Here is a 17,874-nt window from a genome sequence, read left to right on the forward strand (position 1 = left end):
GATACCGTGTGGCAGTATACGTAACCGGTTTTCGCCGACATCATACTTAAATACCCGAACTTGTTCGCGTCGATTCTCATCGGCTGGAAATCGGGAGTATACTTCAACAAGATCTAGTTGCGAGTCCTCGCCTAGAGGACACAGATGAACATATTAAAGTGGGTGCCGGCAAGTTACTGCTCTACGAAAACGCCGTGTACAGAGGTGTTCTAACCAGATGAGTACGGACGACGAATCTTTCCACCCACTCGGAAGCGAGTGGGAAAACGACCTCGAGTCGATGCTCGACGATACCGAGTACGATACGGAACTCGGTATGAAAATGGCCCAGGACGCGATGCGCGTCACCAAGGGCGAACTCTCCGAGGCCGAATTCCACGAGAAATATCACGACGACGTGATGGAGGAGTTCGGCGAGGACGAGCGACCGACGAAAGCGGCCTACGAGGAGGCACAGGCCGCCGAGGAAGGAACCGTCTCCCGGATGCTCTCGAAGTTCGAGGGCGACGGCGAAGAAAGCCGCCGCGACGCCATGAAGAAGATGGGCGCTGGCGCTGCTGCCGTCGGTCTCGGCGCGTGGGGAACTGTCGACGACGGCCCCAGCGAACCCGAGCCCGAAGCCAACGTCGCGGCTGCCCAGGACGAGCCAGACGAGGACGAAGGCGTCCAGTGGGGGATGGCCATCGACCTCGACCGCTGTGACGGCTGTCTCACCTGTGTCTCCGGTTGTTCACAGGAGAACCAGCTCGACTCGGGTGTCAACTGGATGTACGTCCTCCAGTACGACGATCCGAGCGCGAGCGGAGAAGGATCCGAACTCGCCCGTAACGCTGGCGCCGCCGCCAACCGACTCGTTCGCCCGTGCCAGCACTGTACCGACGCGCCGTGTGAGAAGGTCTGTCCGACGACGGCCCGTCACACGCGAGATTCGGACGGTCTCGTGCTGACCGACTACGACGTCTGTATCGGCTGCCGATACTGCCAGGTCGCCTGTCCGTACGGTGTCAACTACTTCCAGTGGGACGAACCGACCGTCCCCACGGACGCCATCGAAGAACACCACGAGGACATGGACATGGGCGATCACATGACCGACGACCGCGGGCGCTGGGTCGACAGCCGCGCGCCGCGTGGGGTCATGAGCAAGTGTACGATGTGTCCGACCCGGCAGGACGGCCAGATGGGTGAGGAGTACGTCGGAACGACGGCCTGTGAAGAGGTCTGTCCGACGGGCGCCATCCAGTTCGGGAACATGAACGATCCCGACAGCGACCCCCAGAAGTACGCCGACAACCCCGCCCGCGGCCGTACCCTCTGGCGGGTCAACCCGCCGAGCGTGGACGACCTCGAGGAGGACCTCGACGGCGTCGACGACGACCTCGAGTCCGTTCTCGACGCGACGGATCTCGAGGAAGACGAGCTGACGCTGATCAAGGCCGTCGACATCGTCTCCGACGACCTGTACGACGGCGACGACGAACTCCACAGCCACGACCTGGCCTACCACGAGCGCAGCTTCCGCGAAACGCTCGACACGCTCGAAGACCACGGCCTCGACCACGATAGCGAAGAGGTCCTCGTCGAACTCGGCCTCGCCGACGAGACCGACGACGACGAGGAGTTCGACGGGCCGGACGAGCGAGACGCCCAGATCGAACTGGAATCGTTCACCGGAAGCCCCGATTCGAACTTCCGGCTGCTCGAGGAGTACGGCACGAACCCGAACGTCGTCTACATGGGTCAGGAACCCGGTCCGAACGCCGAACAGGTGGAGCCGACCGGGACCGCACTCCAGTACGAACAGCTCGGAAGTTACACGGCGATCAACGGCGAGGAGATCGATTTCGTCGACAACCGCAAGGAAGTGCTTGACGAGGATACCGTCGACGGAGGGCTGTTCTCATGAGCACGAAGACCCCAACCGAGTCCGACATTCTGCGGCCGGTCGGGATCGAGACCATCTCGAAGAAGTACCTCGCCGTGTTCGGAGCCGCGGCAGCGGCGTTCGGTATCTTCCTGATCGGCTGGTTCTACCAGCTCTACGTCGGGATGAGCGTCACCGGCCTCTCTGACTGGGGGTCCGGTGGCGGCGTCACCTGGGGACTGTACATTGGCGCGTTCATCTGGTGGGTCGGGATCGCTCACGGCGGTATCATCCTCTCTGCGGCAGTCCGACTGCTCGGGATGGACCGATACATGCCGGTCGCTCGACTCGCCGAGATGCTGACGCTTGCCGGCCTCTCCGCGGCTGGCTTCTACATTATCGTCCACATGGGCCGTCCGGACCGGATGGTCACGAGCGTCATCGGCCACTACCACATTACGGTGAACAACTCGCCGCTGGTGTGGGACGTGACGGTCATTACGGCCTACTTCGTGCTGACTGCGACCTACCTCGGCCTGACGCTCCGGTACGACATCTCGCGTCTGCGCGACGACCTGCCGTCGTTTGCACCGAAGGTCGGTAGCTTCCAGGCGCCCGACCTGCTCGCGCCGGTCTACAACCTCATGACCCTCGGCTACAGCGAGAAAGAAGACAAGGTCATCGAACGGATGGTCTGGTGGGTCGCGCTGGCGATCATCATTATGGCACCCCTTCTGCTTCACGGCGGTGTCATTCCGTGGCTGTTCGCCCTGCTGCCGACGTACCCCGGCTGGTTCGGTGCGATCCAGGGGCCGCAGTTCCTCACTATCGCACTGACTTCGGCGATCAGCGGCGTGATCCTGGTCTCGTACGCGTTCCGTCGCGCCTACGACTGGGACCACATCATCACTGACGACATCTTCCGTGGCCTGCTGCTGTGGCTCGGGTTCTTCTGTCTGCTGTTCCTGTGGCTGCAGCTCCAGCAGCTCGTCTCCGGCAGCTTCTCGCCGACGGTCGATCACGCGGCTGCGACGGCCTCGAAGCTCTCGCATCCGGCCTACATCGTGCCGATGCTGATGGTGCTGGGCGTCCTCGCGTACATCTTCGCGACGACGCTGCGACCGTCGCTGTTCAACAAGAAGCGCGCGATCGGTGCGGCCGTGCTGGTGCTGATCGCGACGCTCGTCGAGAAGACGTACTTCGTCGTCGCCGGTCTCTGGTACCCGGCGTTTAGCATCTACGACGCCACGCCCGGCGAGTACTACCCGAGCCTGATCGAAATGTCGTCCGTGCTCGGAACGATCGGGATGGTGACGCTGTTCTTCCTCGTCATCTCGAAGCTCGTTCCGGTCGTCGAACTCCACGCGATCGAACACCTGCGTGGCGACCACGGCCACGGTCACGACGAACACGAAACTGAAACCGAACCGGAGGTGAAAGCATGAGCACACTCGCAACCGCACTCGCGAACCTGCCGCTTTACGCCGGCGTCGGTGGTACCGAAGGCGTGACCGGCTTCCCGAACATCGGGACGTACGTCATCTTTGGCGTCATCCTGGTTCCGGTCTACGTCATGATCGCCGCGTGGTTCCTCGGCGAACCCCGCAACGTAAAAACGGGCCTGATGGGTGTCGGCTACCTCGTCGGGATTACGGCCGCGATGTGGGTCCCGATGCTGTTCTTCACCGCACTGCTCGGGATCATCTTCTTCGGAGGCATCCCCGAACCGCTGCCGTTCAGCGACCCCGGCCCGTAACTCGAGTCGCTACCCAACTCGATCACTCGTTTTTTCGGACGCAGTCTTCTCGAGCCGTGCGGTTACGCTGACGTCTCTCACGCTTCGTCTCGAGCGGTATCCTTTCCGTGACCATGCACTCGCATGCACTACCGAAACCCCCGTGGGGGTGATGCTTCGAGTATGACGGCGATAGCGGACATCGTCCTCGAGCTGTCGGCGGTGCTGTATCACGACTACGGGGGTACTGAAGGGCTGACCGGCTTCCCGAACACCGGAAGCTGGCTCATCTTCGGAGTTATTCTGGTCCCGATTTACGTCATGGTGACCGCGTGGTTCGTCGGGTCGCCACGCGAAACCTCGACTGGACTGCTCGGCGTCGTCTACCTCGTCGGACTGACGTCGGGAATGTGGGTCAGTATGTTCGTGCTGACCGTCATCATCGGCATCGTCTTCTTCGGCGGCGCTCCGGAACCGATCGGGTCGGTCGGCCCCTGATACGGACCGCTGTACTCCCGTCGCGTCGAGTCGCCCGCCCGAAACCCGTCCGACAGTGCCCGTAGCGGGCGAACCATCACACGTATCCCTGTCCGAACCGTCGATTAGCGTACGCACATCGATCCACTATGAGCATCACCGAACACGAACTCAAGATCAAACTCGAGGATGTCGAGGACCCCGACATCGGTCAGGACATCGTCACGCTCGGGTTGGTCAACGACGTCACCATCGACGACGAGACTGCTCGCATCTCTCTCGCGCTCAACGCCCCTTACGCACCCTCGGAGATGGAACTCGGGAACCGAATCCGAGAAATCTGTGACGAGGTCGGCCTCGAGGCCGACCTGCGGGCCCACGCCGGCGAAGAACACGGTTTCGACGACCAGGTCCTCCCCAACGTTCGCAACGTCATCGCCGTCTCCTCCGGGAAAGGTGGCGTCGGCAAGACGACGGTCGCAGCCAACCTCGCGGCCGGCCTCGAGAAACGCGGTGCGATGGTCGGCCTGCTCGACGCCGACATCCACGGACCGAACATTCCCAAAATCCTGCCCATAGAGGGTGAACCCGGCGTGATGCCCAACGAGGACATCGTCCCACCCCGTTCGGACGGCGTTCGGGTCATCAGCATGGGCTTCATGATGGAAGAAGACGACGACCCAGCGATTCTGCGCGGTCCGATGGTCAACAAGTTCATGATGAAGTTCCTCGAGGGCGTCGAGTGGGGACGCCTCGACTACCTGATCGTCGACCTGCCGCCGGGAACGGGTGACGCAACGTTGAACCTGCTGCAGTCGATGCCGGTTACGGGATCGGTCGTCGTCACGACGCCCCAGGAGATGGCACTCGAGGACACCAGCAAGGGGATCCAGATGTTCAACAAACACGACACGCCGGTGCTGGGCGTCGTCGAGAACATGAGTTCGTTCGTCTGTCCGTCCTGTGGCGACCAGCACGGTCTGTTCGGTACCGACGGCGCGGACGACATCGTCGACCGGTACGACGTGCCGCTGATCGGCAAGATCCCAATCCACCCGGACTTCGGCGCCGACGGGAGCAAGGGACCGATCGTCAAGGACGACGAGAGCCCGGTCCAAGAGCCCGTTTCGGACGTCGTCGCCGAAATCGCCGACCGCGTCGGCGAGACGAACCGTCGGACGGTCGCCGAGAACACCTCCGACGAACCCGCCGACGTGTTGCCGACCGAGACCGAAGACTGAGCGTCTCTCTTTCCCTAGCGTTTACCTCTTTCCCGTCGAACGGGCGATCATGTCACTCGACAGCTACGCCGACGCGATAGCGGACCTCGAGCCCGACGAGGGCGACGTCGAAACCGCGGAACTGGTCGTGACCGACGACGTGCTCGTGAAAGTGTTCGCACTCGGCCCGGGTGCAGAACTCGAGTCCCACGATCATCCCGACAGTACGAACGTGTTCCACGTCCTCGAGGGAACGGTGACGGTAGTCCAGGACGGCGAGAGCGAACAGGTGGCGGCACCGGGCGTCGTCCAGCACGCCCGCGGCGTCGACCACGGCGCCCGAAACGAGACCGACGAGACGGTGATCTTCACGGCGAGTCTGTGTCCGTTGCCGTCCTGAGGCGGTACTCTGTGTGGGGGCTTTTCCCGCACCTACCGGCGACGGTGCGTGCAGGACTGTTGTCTTGCCACAATGAAGGGTTTCTTTACTGGCGTGGGAGAACATCCGACAATCTATGCCTCGTGGATCGGACGCTGACCTGAGTCGCGACCTCGGCGTATTCGCGGTCTTTACTATCGCGTCGGGCACCATGATCGGTGCCGGCATCTTCGTCCTCCCGGGGCCGGCAGCGGAAGGGGCAGGCCCAGCCTCGGCGCTGTCGTTCGGGATCGCCGGGTTGATCGCGCTCGTCGCGACGATGTGTGCGGTCGAACTCGCGACGGCCATGCCCAAGGCCGGCGGACCGTACTACTTCACGAGTCGGGCGATGGGGCCGCTGGTCGGCACCGTCGTCGGCTTCGGCGCGTGGCTCGCACTCATCTTCAAGGGGTCGTTCGCGCTCGAGGGACTGGGCTGGTACGTCACCGAGTTCTCTGCAGTGCCAGTCCTCGGCGTCGCCATCGTTGGCGGTCTCCTGTTGATCCTCATTAACTGGGTCGGCGCCGAAGAAACCGGTCACCTTCAGAACTTCGTGGTGATCGGTCTCGTCGCGATTCTCGCGGTCTTTGCTGGTGGCGGCCTGTTCGCGGCGAACGCGGAGCTGTGGTCGCCGTTCGCGACCACGGGTGTCGAAGGGGTAATCACGACGACCGGCCTCGTGTTCATCTCCTATCTGGGGATCGTGAAGGCGACAGCGGTCGCCGAAGAGGTCGAGGATCCGGGCCGGACGCTGCCGCGGGCGCTGTTCGGTGCTGTCGTCTTCGTCACGCTGCTGTACGTCGGCGTTATGCTGATCGTCACCGGCGTCATGCCGATCGAGGCAATCGCCGGAAGCGACGCGCCCGTCGCCGAGGCAGGCCGCCTGTTCCTCGGTGGTCTCGGCGGCGCCGTCATCGCACTCGCGGGGATTTTCGCGACCGTTTCGACCGCCAACGCAGCGATCCTCTCGTCCTCGCGATTCCCCTTCGCGATGTCTCGGGACGGCCTCGTCACACGGAAACTCGGGAAACCGTCACCACGGTTCGGGACGCCGGCCCGATCCATCTGGCTGACAGGCGGCGTGATGATCGCCCTCGTGTTGATTCTCGAGGTCGAGGATCTGGCGAAACTCGGCGGCACGTTCGGCATCCTCGTGTTCGCCTTGCTCAACGTCACGGTCGTTCTGCTCCGTCGGTCCCGGCCGGAGTGGTACGACCCTGACTACAGAGTGCCGTTCTCACCGGTGTTGCCGATCCTCGGTTCGGTCGCCGCGCTAGCGCTGATCCCGTTCATGGGTGTGCTCTCTCAGGTGAGCGCCGTCGCGTTCGTCCTCGCCGGCGTCGGCTGGTACTACGTTCAGACGCAGCGAGGGGAGCCCGTAAAGCCGGATCACGACGTCCGTGACCAGGTGCTTGGCGCACAGTACCGACAGTCGATCGAGGAAAAACGATCCCGGATCGGAAACGTGGCGACCGGTGGCCCACACGTCCTCGTCGAGACGGCAGAAGGCGAGACCAACCCCCACCTGCTGACCGCGATGCGGTCGTTCGTCGATCGGTTCGACGCCGACCTGGACGTACTCACGATCACCGAGGTTCCACCCCAGATCCCGCTGTCGGAAGCGGACCACGAGGTCGACGACGACTGGATCGGCCGGATCGAACGGGAACTCGCCCTGCAAAACCACGCCGTCGTCTTCGATCACGTCCGAACCCGTGACCGAACCGACGCACTCCTCGAGAGCGTCAACGAGCGAACCGAACTGGTCCTGGTCGACTGGCACGATCCGATCCGGAAACACCACCTGCAGGAGAGCCACGTCGACGAGATCCTGCGTTCGGAGTTTCCCGTCCGACTGGCCGTGTTGAAACACCGCGGGACGGGTGGAATCGGCGAAATCGTGGTCGCGACCGACTCCGGACCGTACGACCGTGCCGAAGTCGAACTGGCCGACGCGATCGCAACCGTCACGGGCGCGACGCTCACGCTGGTTACGGCTCTCCCACAGGATGCCTCCGAGGAGGCGACGACGTCGGCGCGGTCGTACCTCGAGGAGCTAACGGACGTGCTCTCGAGTCCGGCGGAGACGGAGGTACTCGAGGCTGCCGACGCGGACCGCGCACTCGTGCGGCGAGCGAACGAGGCGGATCTGCTGGTCATGGGTGCGCCGACCCACCCCGACCGGGTGCGCGAGTTCTTCGGCCAGACCACGGACTTCGTCGCGGCCGAGACGGAGACGTCCGTGCTCGTGGTCAAAGAACCGGGAGAACAGGTGCCGTTCTCTCGGCGACTGTGGCGGCGACTCCAGCGGTTCGGCGACTAATTACATGTAGCCGAGGTCGCGCAGCCGTTCCATCAGATCCTCTTTGTCCTGGGCACGGCCCGCTCGTTCGGTCGTCCCCTCGAGGTCCTGCAGCCAGGCGGGGTCGTCTTCAGTCTTCTCGGTGCTGATCTCGCTGCCGAGCGACCGGAACCCTTCCCAGTACTTCGGTGAGACGGGGGTGTCGAAAGGCTCGAGGTCGTCCGGCAGGTCGCCTTTGCCCTCGGGGACGTAGCCGTCGTCCGGGAACTCCTCGACGGTGTCCGGGACGACGAAGTTCCAGAAGGTCTCCCAGACGGCAGCCTCCTCGAACTGCAGGATGGGCTGGACGCGGTCGTGGGGCGGGTAGATGTCGGGGTCGTGACGCGGCGAGAAGAACGTCTCGTCCGCGCGGGCCTCCTGTTCGTCCCAGCGGACACCCGAGATGATGCCGTCGGTCTCGTACTCCTCGATCGCGTCGTTGAGTGCGACGGTCTTCAGCAGGTGGTTGCCGACGTAGGTATCGAGCAGGAACGGGAAGGTATCCTCCTCGTACTCGAGGATGTCCCGGACGTGGCGGCGGTTGTGCTCGGAGAGGTCCGAAATCTCGATTTCGTCGCCCGGTTCGAGGTCGTGTTCGTCGACGTAGTCGCCGATGTCCTCGTTGCGCGCGTAGATGACCTCGAGGCCCCATTTGTCGGCCCAGTGGTCGACGAAGTCGTGGATCTCGTCGAAGTGCTGGTAGTGGTCGATGAAGATGGCGGGCGGCACCTCGAGGTCGTACCGGTCGGCGACCTGGGTGACGAAATAGAGGACGAGCGTCGAGTCCTTCCCACCGGTCCACATGACGGCGGGGTTGTCGTACTGCTCGAGTCCCTGTCGGGTGACCTCGACTGCTTTCTCTATCTTGTCGTTGACGTGGGGGTAGTCGTCGGGGTCTTCACCGGTTCCATCGTCGTAGTCGACGTCGGCGTACTGGGGAGGTTTCTGGCTCATCGCTCGTAATTAGATATAATTACCTCATTTAAATCGTTTTGGGGGACGGAAACCTCTGACGGAACTTTCCGCGAGGGCGAAGTCGAAATACGCTGTAAAGTGGGTGTAGGGCCAAAATTCGGCGTTCAGGAAATCACACTGTGATCGGCGAGGGCAGCAATATTCGCCCATACAACTAACTTTTAGAGAGTTTCATCGAATCGGATCAGTCGAGCGGGGCCGCCTCGAGTCGTCGATCCGGATCCGCCACGTCGAGTTCCCGCTGGAGCAGGCTGACGATGCGTCGGCTGGCCAGTCCGTCGCCGTAGGGTCGGGGATGGGAGTTGGGGTACCAGTCCGCCGCGAGCGCCGCGCGAATTCGGGCGGGATCCGAACCGACCAGCTGATTCCAGCCGGCGTCGACGGTCTCCTCCCACTCGGTTTCCTCCCGCAAGGTGACACATCGCGTCTCGAGGAAGAACGCTTCCTTCTGGACGCCACCCGAATCCGTCGCGACGCGTTCGGCCGCGTCGAGCAGTCGAACGAAGTCGAGGTAGCCCTGGGGTTCGATCACCTCGAGTTCCTCGGTCGCTCGCTCCCAGAGTCCGTACGCCTGAAGTCGGTCGACCGTCCGCGGGTGAGCCGGGAAGACGACCGGGAGCGGGGCGTCGACCAGCGCGTCGACGATCGACGCCAGGTTCGACCTGACGTCGGTGTTTCGCTGGCGATGGACCGTCGCGAGGACGAACTCGCCCTCGCGGAGGCCGAGTTCCGAGAGGATCGACGACGCCTCGCTCGAGCGGTCGCGGGCCTCGAGTAAGGCGTCGTACATCACGTCGCCGGTCCAGAAGACGCCCTCGGAGATGCCCTCCGCGGCGAGGTTGCCGACGGCGGCCTCGCTCGGCGCGAAACAGAGTTCGGAGGCGTGGTCCGTCAAGATACGATTGATCTCCTCGGGCATCTCGCGATTCCCACTGCGGAGGCCGGCCTCGACGTGGGCGACCGTGGCGTCGCGTTTCGAACCGACGATAGCGCCCGCAAGCGTCGAGTTGGTGTCGCCGTACAGCAAGATTGCGTCGGGCTGGACCGACTCGAGTACCGGCTCGAGTCGCGTTATCATCGCCGCCGTCTGGCGACCGTGGGTGTCGGAAGCGACCCCAAGGTTGTACTCGGGTTCGGGGATGTCCAGTTCCTCGAAGAAGACGTCCGACATCTCCTCGTCGTAGTGTTGGCCTGTGTGGACGAGGGTCTCCTCGCCGACGTCACGGATCTTTCTCGAGACGACCGCGGCCTTGACGAACTGCGGTCGCGCACCGACGATCGAGCAGACCCGCATCAGTTCACCTCCCCGGATCCGTGGAACCGAACGTCCTGGCTGGCCGATCCGACGCACGAACCGCAGCGAGCGCGGGTGCCCGTCGGACTGCTGTGGAGGGACGATTTGAGTCGAAAGACGTTCACCTCGGATATCATGTAGCGACCCTTCCAGAATGTGGTATATCGTTATCAGCGCACTAATCGTCGGAAGTGAAACGATGACGCCGATCCGACGGCACAGGCCGGGATCGAGTCGGCCGAACCCGTTCCGACGGTCGCGGTGACACAACTGAAGCAACACGTTTCGGCGCGACATCCGCTCCGTACGGGTTCGTCCGCCCGCTCGTCTTCAAAGACGGAGTAATTAACCTCAACGCAAATTCCCGACTACTTCCAAGACCGGCCATCGTGACCGAACGGCCACCCTCCCCACCGACGGCCGGCACCGGACCCGCTCTCTCCGGCACGGGCGGCGGTTCCGAGGACCGCGTCGTCGTGACGACCGCACAGCTAGCCACACAACTCGAGGAGTGGACCGACTACCGCCCGGACGAGCAACTCCTCGAGAACGTTCTGCTCGAACTGGATCGTCGTGACTACCTCGAGTGGGAGACGATCACGCGCAACGGCGACTACTGCTGGGACCTCACCGATACCCCCGAGCGACTCGGGAAAGCGATCGCCGCAGTCGTTACCGCCCTCCTCCAGGCGGATCCGTGACGGTTCGGGGATGAATACCGCGAGAAAGGACGTATTGAGTCGAGATACTGTCGGCATACACGGACGGACAGGTGACAGAGACTGTTCTGCGTTGCCGTCTGTTCAGTAGTTCGGCTCGAGACCGTCAGCCGCGACGGATTGGAACCGCCGTTCTCGAGCGGACGTGATAGTCGAGTGATTTAATTGACGGATACGAGTATCGAGGAGTGAGAATGCCGGACAAACGCGATCGGTTGATCCTGAGCAAAGCGACGACGTTCGCGAGTCAGGACTCGTACGCCGTTCGAGAGACCGACATGGAGTACCTCGAGTCGCTCCGGACGGACCTGGAGCTACACAAGTCCGAGGTCGACGACCTGCTGGACGAACCGACCAACTGGTACACGAACCACCAGCGGTCGGGTGGCACACACGAGTTCACGCGACTGGACTTCTTCCGAATCAAGGACATGCTCGAGGTCGAGTACCTCCGCGAACTCGCCGACATCGACGAGAACGAGGTCTCCCGCGCGCTCAACAACTCCCGGGGCTGGTACGAGGAGCAACTCGAGGACGGGTTCAAGATCGACGACTTCAACGAGGTCGTCGTGTTCCTCGTGACGGTTGCAATCTTACAATACGAGGCCGACGCCCTGAACGGGGACCTCGAGGACCTCCATCGAGTCGACATCGTCGAGGCGGAGTTCGTCGAGGACGTTCAGGAGTCGGTTTCCCTCGAGTTCTAATAGCAGTCGGTTTCTTCTGGCGGAGAGAAAGTTATTTCGTCGCTGACTCGTCACCGAACAATATGGTTCCCGACCCGTCGTCGATCAGCCGACGACAGCTTCTCGGTGGGCTCGCCGGCGGTGCGACGCTCGGAAGCGGTGCCCTCGTCGCCACCGGCGTGACCCGACCGACAGCCCTCCCGAACGTACTGACCGACTGGGCGACCAACTACTATCCGACGCCGCCCGCGCCGAGTTCGCTCTGGCAGCCGACGGTAACCGAAGCCCACGCTCGCGAGGCCGTCGAACTGCTCGCCGAAACCGAAGACGAGGCCCTCGAACGCTGGGACGACATAGAGGACGACGACGGTCGGTTCGTCACCGGCTCCGGCGGCTGGCTCTCGAGCGCCGAGGAATCGCTCGAGGACGGCGAGTACGAGGACGCCCTCTCCCGGGCCAGATACGGGATGCGATTCGCCGGCGAAGACCTGGGACGAGTGCGCGCGGAACACGGTGAGGAAGACCTCGAGGCGCTCGCAGGTCGCGCCGACGCCCTGCTCGAGCGGGTCGACACAGTGGTCGACGACATAGAGGGTCGGCCAGTGGCCGATCCGGAACGCGACCTGGCGTGGTACGTCCACGTCGAGTCGGAACTGCAGCGCGGACGCCACCTCGCGCAGTTCCGCGGACTCGAGGAGATCCACGACGACGACTCCGACCCACCGAACTACGACTCACGAAATATCGGTGAGATCACGTCGGAACTCCTGCGGGCGGAGATAGCAGTCGAGACCGGCGAACAGTACCGAGATCGACTGTGGGAACTGTTCGACAGCACGGAAGCACCCTACGACGACCACCTTCGGGGCCTCCTCGAGGAGTTCGGCACCGAACTCGAGCCGATGCCGACTCGAGACGAGGTCGAAGACGAGTACATCGGCGACCCCGAGGAGTACGGCCCCTACGAGTTCGCTCACTCTCGGCTCGCACAGTGGTGTTTCCCGACGTCGTTCTCCCCGCCCTGGCGACGGGACATCGACGAGGAGTTTCTCGTCCTCGAGGTGCTCGCGCTAGCGCGTGGACTCGTCGACTGGCGGGCCCACGAGTACGCGGTGGCGCAACTCGAGGTCGAACCAGACGACGAGGCGTTCGATCCCGGCCACATTCTCGCGGAAAAGCGCCGCGGGAAGTCGACCTACGACGACGTGATCGGCTCGGATCCTGCCCCGTTCATGGTCGTCCTCTCGGAGGAAGGGATCGGAAACCTTCGAATCGCGGACGTCCGTCGGGATTCGTGGGACGACAGGTGGCGGCCTTGGAACGAGCGCATCCAGGCCTACCTCAACGCGTTGCTCGGCCGGGCGAGGTTACAGGAGTATCCGGCGCCATACAAAGCTATTACCAATAAAAGATGATTTTCATACCTTACTTAGCCTCAGTGCTATACAAGTGCTTTTAAAATAAGCAAATAAACAAATTAATGGCAATGAAAAAGAATCAAATCCTTCGAGGGAAATGCTTAGGTAATGAGCAATTGGTCTCCTCCAGAGGATACACAGGTGGGAGAAGGGAATATATCGGCTCTGGAGGCAAGTCTACCGTTTGACCCCCACGACCTGGAGATTCAGCGGACCGAGTACGTGCCCCAGACCTACCAGCGACTATCCAAGAAGCAACGAAAACGCTTTGAAAAGTATTTGAACCGAAATAACGACTACGAGTTTGACCAAGTATATTCGTATCTTCTCAAGTGGAAAAACCCTGATAAGTACGATGATGGAATTGCACAGTCGTACGAGCGGTTAGCAAAAGAAGCACTTGGAATTCCGACGCAGATACGGAACGGAGGTGAAGAGGCGGTTTACCCCAACGATCAGCAGATCCAAACTTTCAAAGAACTCTACGTAGCAAGCCAGTGTTTTCTTGAAATCCATTTTGGAACCACTGACGAATCAGCAACTAAAACCGTGTATCGGGGAATCCGCGAAAATTCAATGGCCAAGATCGTGGCACAAGCAATTGATTTCCCTGATTCTGATCGGTATTATTTCAAAACGTCAACAGTAGCTAACTTCACTGGAATTGAGGGTATTGGTCACTATCATTCGGATGGTATCTTAGTCAAATGGCGTGTCCCACGTGAAAAAATCATACTCGCGGCTGATCGGCTATTCAACACACCAGCCCACGAAGATGAACTTCAGATAGCCGGCGGTACTATTCTCGTGGAGGGCAACGGTGTTATTCACGAAGGAACTACATCTGGAACAACACGTCGTCTACAAACGGTGATCCAAGGGATGGACTCGCCTGAATCACTGAACGACGTTGATCACAAAGATATTGCAGATTTAGTAGAACTGATGTATCATCATGATGAACCAGTGACGACAACAGAAGGAGCAGAACGGCTTGAAGAATGGTTCTATGAAGTGAACTCGAGGGAGCTATATTCTGCGATGAAGACAGAAGCACTAAACGCACAAGTGCAGTACCTCATGGAAGCAGGACAAGGAAATGAAAGAGATGTTTTAAGATAACTCAGCACCCTATTCACGGGAACGTGGCGTAACTTTTCTCCTATTTGGTCCTACCCACCTGAAATCAATGCCACAGTATTAAGTGCAGGGCTGTCTACTAATTCACAAGGATGCCTATTCGGCGAGGAACGCTTCGGGACGACGATGGCGATTCAGCCGACGGGAGAGTATTCTATAACCAAATTAGTGATACCCCAGACGATGCTATTGTCGTAGATCTTCGAAAAGACGAAGAGAGCCTCAACTGGACGAAATATGGACCAGAAGATTCGAGGATTCGATTTAGTAATTGGTCGGATGAAATGGCACACGAACGGCTTGTTGATGCGCGAGAGCGCCTGAGGGAAATTCGGAGCCAAGACTCAGATTCTGCGTAGAACGATATTATCTGTTCTTTTCGGCAGAAATATAATTTCCTTCAAATATATTGTTCATATGGTGCTCTGTTGGATAGCAATGTTAGCCGGTGCAGTCAGAATTTGAGTTATCTTATTATTGACTGACGAAGATAATTTTAAGATCGGTACCACCCCATTTAACTCGAAAATCACTATTCAATCAGCAGAATTTGGAAAGCTTGCTACTCTCGATGTAGAGTAGAACAGGCTGAAATCGCAGGCCAAGTTAATGCCAGAGGTACCCCATAAGAAGTGGATCTATTTAATAACCGAAGTTCAAATTCAGGATAGATTTTTGAAGGATGAGTTACTTGATTCTTTTAGAATACTGTTAGATGCCGTCATCAGATATTCCACAAGGTGTCCTACACAAGTTTTCAAGTAACCAGAGACTTGTTGTTGGCACTGCGATTACGTTCGTTCATGCGTCTATAGTAGTCATTCTTTTTCTCGATAATGTACCAAAATGGCGGTTCTTAGTGTACACAGGGACTCCGAGTCTGATCATCGCTATCATACCGTTTTTGATCACACGCTCGGTGATCGAACGGATATATGAGGATGAAAGCCTGATCTCGTACTTGGAGACCTTATCCGACACCACAGGTGATTCGACTTCGGTCGCCGCTGAAATCGAATTAACGCCAGAGGTCCGTCAACAACTCCCTGAAGAGGTGGCTGATCCTGACTCGGTGAAAGTCATCGATGGAGAGTTGCTTGATCACGTTGATGGTGAAGAATTTGACTCAGTAGATGCGGATACTCGAGGAGTCGTTGCGATTGCGTTTTCCAGCCTGCTAATTGTAGTCTCAGCTCCTATCGTAGGGGTGTTGATAGACGGAATGATTTCTACATTGATCGGATTTCTGTGTGGGATGGTAGCATTATGGATAGTTTTACAACAACACCGCGACATGATTGGCCTGATCGAATACACGCCCAAATCGATTAATCCATGAAAGTACAAGAATTCCAGATCGATAAATTCGCCCGCCCTGAACTGACATCAGGTGGCTCGATCAAGTTAGACGGCGTCTCAGGTACCGACATTCTTATTCAAGGTGAAAATCAAAGTGGTAAAACACATACCTTCAACGCATTACTATATGCCCTTCTCGGAGAAACGATCGCATTGCAGAGGGGCCATGGAAACGCTGTTGAACTACAGTTGAGCAATGACCTGGAGATATTCCGCGGTGAGCCTGGGAAGACAGTTCGAACTGACGAGCAGGAATTCGGTCCTGACGAAGCTGAAGAAATCGTCCGTCGTCAAGTAGGTTCACGAGATTTAGTTCATGCACATTTTCTTCATTCACGATTAAGCGAACTGCCGCTTGAGAGTCTACCTCAACCGAAACGAGTCACTCGAGTGCTCGATGCTACGAATGACGATTTGAGTGAACGGATTGCGAATCTCCAAGACCAAGTAGAAGAACTTGAAGCCGAGGCTGAACGAAAGATAGCAGAACGGAATTCCAAAGAACGAGATCAAAGTCGACGTCAGCGACAACTTTCCGATATCCGTTCACAAGTGAAAAAATGGTCTACTGTAGAGGAGTTGGCTGAAAGCGGACGCTTAGAGGAAATCAGTAACGCCCTCCAACGTGATCCTGAACTTGAAAACCAAATTGACAATCTCACCTCAGAGAAGCGTTCACTCATAACCGATATTCGAGAGAAACAGAACGAACGAACTCGGGCTAAGGAATTAGAGGAAGAAACCCGGGAAATCATTATCAAAGCTCTTGAGGAATTTATCTGTCCGGTTTGCGACGAACGCGTCAACAGAAGTGAGGCAACTACCCGACTCGATAACAAGCAGTGCCCCTTCTGTAATCAATCAACTGATATCAGAGATACGTTCAGCCATTTGGAGACGGAGAAACAGCAATCGGAGGGGAAATTAGATGAAATCGACCACGAGCTCGAGGAGCTAAGAGAGCGAAAAAACGAAGTCGAGTCTGAAATACAGTCGCTCAAAGAAGAGAGGCCGGAGATAGCGGATCTCAATAGCTATGCGGTCGACCAGCTCAAGGAATTTGACCACGACATTCAGAGTATCCACGCCAAAGCGAAGGAAAAGAGAGTAGAGGCCGAAGAAGCCCTCGAAAAATACGATGTGAAACTGAAGAACATAGAAGACAAGGTCACAGAACTGGACGAAGATATCTCTGATCTGGAAGAGGAACAGGAAGCCAAAAAGGAAGTCATTGCAAAGCTGGAGGACGAGGATGTTTCGACCAAATTATCAAACTTTGAGGAGCGGTGGAACCACCACTACCAACAAATCGCCCCCCAGATAGCAGAAAACATTCATCTACAGCGTAACGGTGAAATCGTCCTTGTCAACGAGGACGGTCGAAGACGCGAATATGATCGCCGAGGTGATTTGGCTGATGCAGAGGTCGTTCTCCTCAACATCTCATTTGTCATTGCCCTCAATCAAATCGCATTGGACCGGGGTAGTATTGACTGGGAGACCATAGTATTAGACGAACCCTTTGCACACCTTGATCGAGGCATCAAAGAAGACGCCATTGCGTACATGAGGAATTTGGATATTCAATTTATATTAACCTCATCGGACGAGTACATCTGGCAAGAGTTCAACCACGCAACGACCCTAAGCCTTGAGAGACAATACAAACTGACGGACTTCACAAATGAGTAACGACGAACCTGACCCTCTTGACCCGGAAGAAGGCCGATACCACCCCCGATTATTGTTACTTGATGAATTCGATGGTGAAATCCAAGGCCGAAAGAAGTTTTTTAAATCCTTATTTCATCTCCGGGAAGAGATCGACGGAGTGGGGAAAGACGAGTGGACTTTTGAACATGACAGCTTCGGTCCCACCGATCAGGGGCTTTCCAATCTCTTTAGAGCGTACGATAAACTTGGTCTTGTGGTCGTCGAGAAGGATGGGAAGCTGTGGCTCTATAAACAGACGAATAAAGGTTCGAAGTTTGCTAAGGGGATTCGACGCGGTCTCAGGATACTTCGAAAAAAAGACACTGAAGAACGAGAAAGGTCCCTGGAACTGGTCGCTGTGGTCAATAAAGATCGATCAGGAAGCGAGATTGAAGAAGACTGGGAGATCGCAAAGCGGAAGGCAGAGATATTCGGAATTGACCAATAAACCGCCTGGCTCTCTTCGCTCTAACACTAATGAAATACAACTTATTAATACTAATTAACCTTCCTAT

At 58.4% G+C, this 17,874-nt stretch carries 16 protein-coding genes; 14 read left to right on the forward strand and 2 right to left on the reverse strand.

What is annotated here, in order from left to right:
• Nucleotides 1-217 precede the first annotated feature (217 nt).
• The 7 genes from BLR35_RS18885 to BLR35_RS18915 all read left to right on the forward strand — a co-directional run bounded on the left by BLR35_RS18885 (nucleotide 218) and on the right by BLR35_RS18915 (nucleotide 8,037).
• Entirely contained in the window at nucleotides 218-1,906 is a 1,689-nt protein-coding gene (locus BLR35_RS18885) for a 4Fe-4S ferredoxin N-terminal domain-containing protein (protein WP_090385585.1), read from the forward strand.
• Nucleotides 1,903-3,309 (forward strand): NrfD/PsrC family molybdoenzyme membrane anchor subunit, encoded by a 1,407-nt coding sequence (gene nrfD, locus BLR35_RS18890; protein WP_090385587.1) that lies wholly within the window; start codon nucleotides 1,903-1,905, stop codon nucleotides 3,307-3,309. Before BLR35_RS18885 ends, nrfD begins: the two co-directional genes overlap by 4 nt.
• Nucleotides 3,306-3,620, forward strand: coding sequence for a hypothetical protein (locus BLR35_RS18895; protein ID WP_090385590.1), 315 nt, complete (start codon nucleotides 3,306-3,308; stop codon nucleotides 3,618-3,620). The genes nrfD and BLR35_RS18895 overlap by 4 nt, the downstream gene beginning before the upstream one ends.
• Before the next feature lie 162 nt (nucleotides 3,621-3,782).
• Complete coding sequence (locus BLR35_RS18900) at nucleotides 3,783-4,097, forward strand: hypothetical protein (RefSeq protein WP_090385592.1); 315 nt, start codon at nucleotides 3,783-3,785, stop codon at nucleotides 4,095-4,097.
• Nucleotides 4,098-4,225: 128 nt separating this feature from the next.
• Nucleotides 4,226-5,317: an Mrp/NBP35 family ATP-binding protein gene (locus BLR35_RS18905; RefSeq protein ID WP_090385594.1), complete on the forward strand. Its 1,092-nt coding sequence runs from the start codon at nucleotides 4,226-4,228 to the stop codon at nucleotides 5,315-5,317.
• A 49-nt stretch (nucleotides 5,318-5,366) separates the two neighbouring features.
• Nucleotides 5,367-5,696, forward strand: a complete 330-nt coding sequence (locus BLR35_RS18910; protein ID WP_090385596.1) for a cupin domain-containing protein — start codon at nucleotides 5,367-5,369, stop codon at nucleotides 5,694-5,696.
• Between the two features lie 115 nt (nucleotides 5,697-5,811).
• Entirely contained in the window at nucleotides 5,812-8,037 is a 2,226-nt protein-coding gene (locus tag BLR35_RS18915) for an amino acid transporter (RefSeq protein WP_090385599.1), read from the forward strand.
• On the opposite strand, the gene BLR35_RS18920 is transcribed toward BLR35_RS18915, so the two are convergent.
• Both BLR35_RS18920 and wecB read right to left on the reverse strand, forming a co-directional pair.
• A complete protein-coding gene (locus BLR35_RS18920; protein ID WP_090385600.1) occupies nucleotides 8,038-9,009 on the reverse strand; it encodes a phosphoadenosine phosphosulfate reductase family protein in 972 nt (323 codons plus the stop codon).
• A 205-nt stretch (nucleotides 9,010-9,214) separates the two neighbouring features.
• A complete protein-coding gene (wecB, locus tag BLR35_RS18925; RefSeq protein ID WP_090385704.1) occupies nucleotides 9,215-10,324 on the reverse strand; it encodes a non-hydrolyzing UDP-N-acetylglucosamine 2-epimerase in 1,110 nt (369 codons plus the stop codon).
• A gap of 389 nt (nucleotides 10,325-10,713) precedes the next feature.
• On the opposite strand from wecB, the gene BLR35_RS18930 reads away from it, so the two are divergent.
• From BLR35_RS18930 to BLR35_RS18960, 7 genes are all read left to right on the forward strand, one after another.
• Nucleotides 10,714-11,025 (forward strand): hypothetical protein, encoded by a 312-nt coding sequence (locus BLR35_RS18930; RefSeq protein ID WP_090385602.1) that lies wholly within the window; start codon nucleotides 10,714-10,716, stop codon nucleotides 11,023-11,025.
• A gap of 212 nt (nucleotides 11,026-11,237) precedes the next feature.
• A complete protein-coding gene (locus tag BLR35_RS18935) occupies nucleotides 11,238-11,750 on the forward strand; it encodes a hypothetical protein (RefSeq protein ID WP_090385604.1) in 513 nt (170 codons plus the stop codon).
• Nucleotides 11,751-11,812: 62 nt separating this feature from the next.
• Nucleotides 11,813-13,144 carry a hypothetical protein gene (locus BLR35_RS18940; RefSeq protein ID WP_090385606.1) on the forward strand — a complete coding sequence of 444 codons (1,332 nt, stop codon included), beginning with the start codon at nucleotides 11,813-11,815 and terminating at the stop codon, nucleotides 13,142-13,144.
• Nucleotides 13,145-13,255: 111 nt separating this feature from the next.
• Nucleotides 13,256-14,269 carry a hypothetical protein gene (locus BLR35_RS18945; protein ID WP_090385609.1) on the forward strand — a complete coding sequence of 338 codons (1,014 nt, stop codon included), beginning with the start codon at nucleotides 13,256-13,258 and terminating at the stop codon, nucleotides 14,267-14,269.
• Nucleotides 14,270-15,002: 733 nt separating this feature from the next.
• Nucleotides 15,003-15,626 carry a hypothetical protein gene (locus tag BLR35_RS18950; protein ID WP_139169326.1) on the forward strand — a complete coding sequence of 208 codons (624 nt, stop codon included), beginning with the start codon at nucleotides 15,003-15,005 and terminating at the stop codon, nucleotides 15,624-15,626.
• Nucleotides 15,623-17,338: a coiled-coil domain-containing protein gene (locus BLR35_RS18955; protein ID WP_139169327.1), complete on the forward strand. Its 1,716-nt coding sequence runs from the start codon at nucleotides 15,623-15,625 to the stop codon at nucleotides 17,336-17,338. Before BLR35_RS18950 ends, BLR35_RS18955 begins: the two co-directional genes overlap by 4 nt.
• On the forward strand, nucleotides 17,331-17,807 hold the full coding sequence (locus BLR35_RS18960; protein WP_090385617.1) for a hypothetical protein: 477 nt from the start codon (nucleotides 17,331-17,333) through the stop codon (nucleotides 17,805-17,807). The genes BLR35_RS18955 and BLR35_RS18960 overlap by 8 nt, the downstream gene beginning before the upstream one ends.
• The last annotated feature ends 67 nt before the right edge of the window (nucleotides 17,808-17,874 follow it).

The organism is Natronobacterium texcoconense, assembly GCF_900104065.1.
Lineage (GTDB): Archaea > Halobacteriota > Halobacteria > Halobacteriales > Natrialbaceae > Natronobacterium > Natronobacterium texcoconense.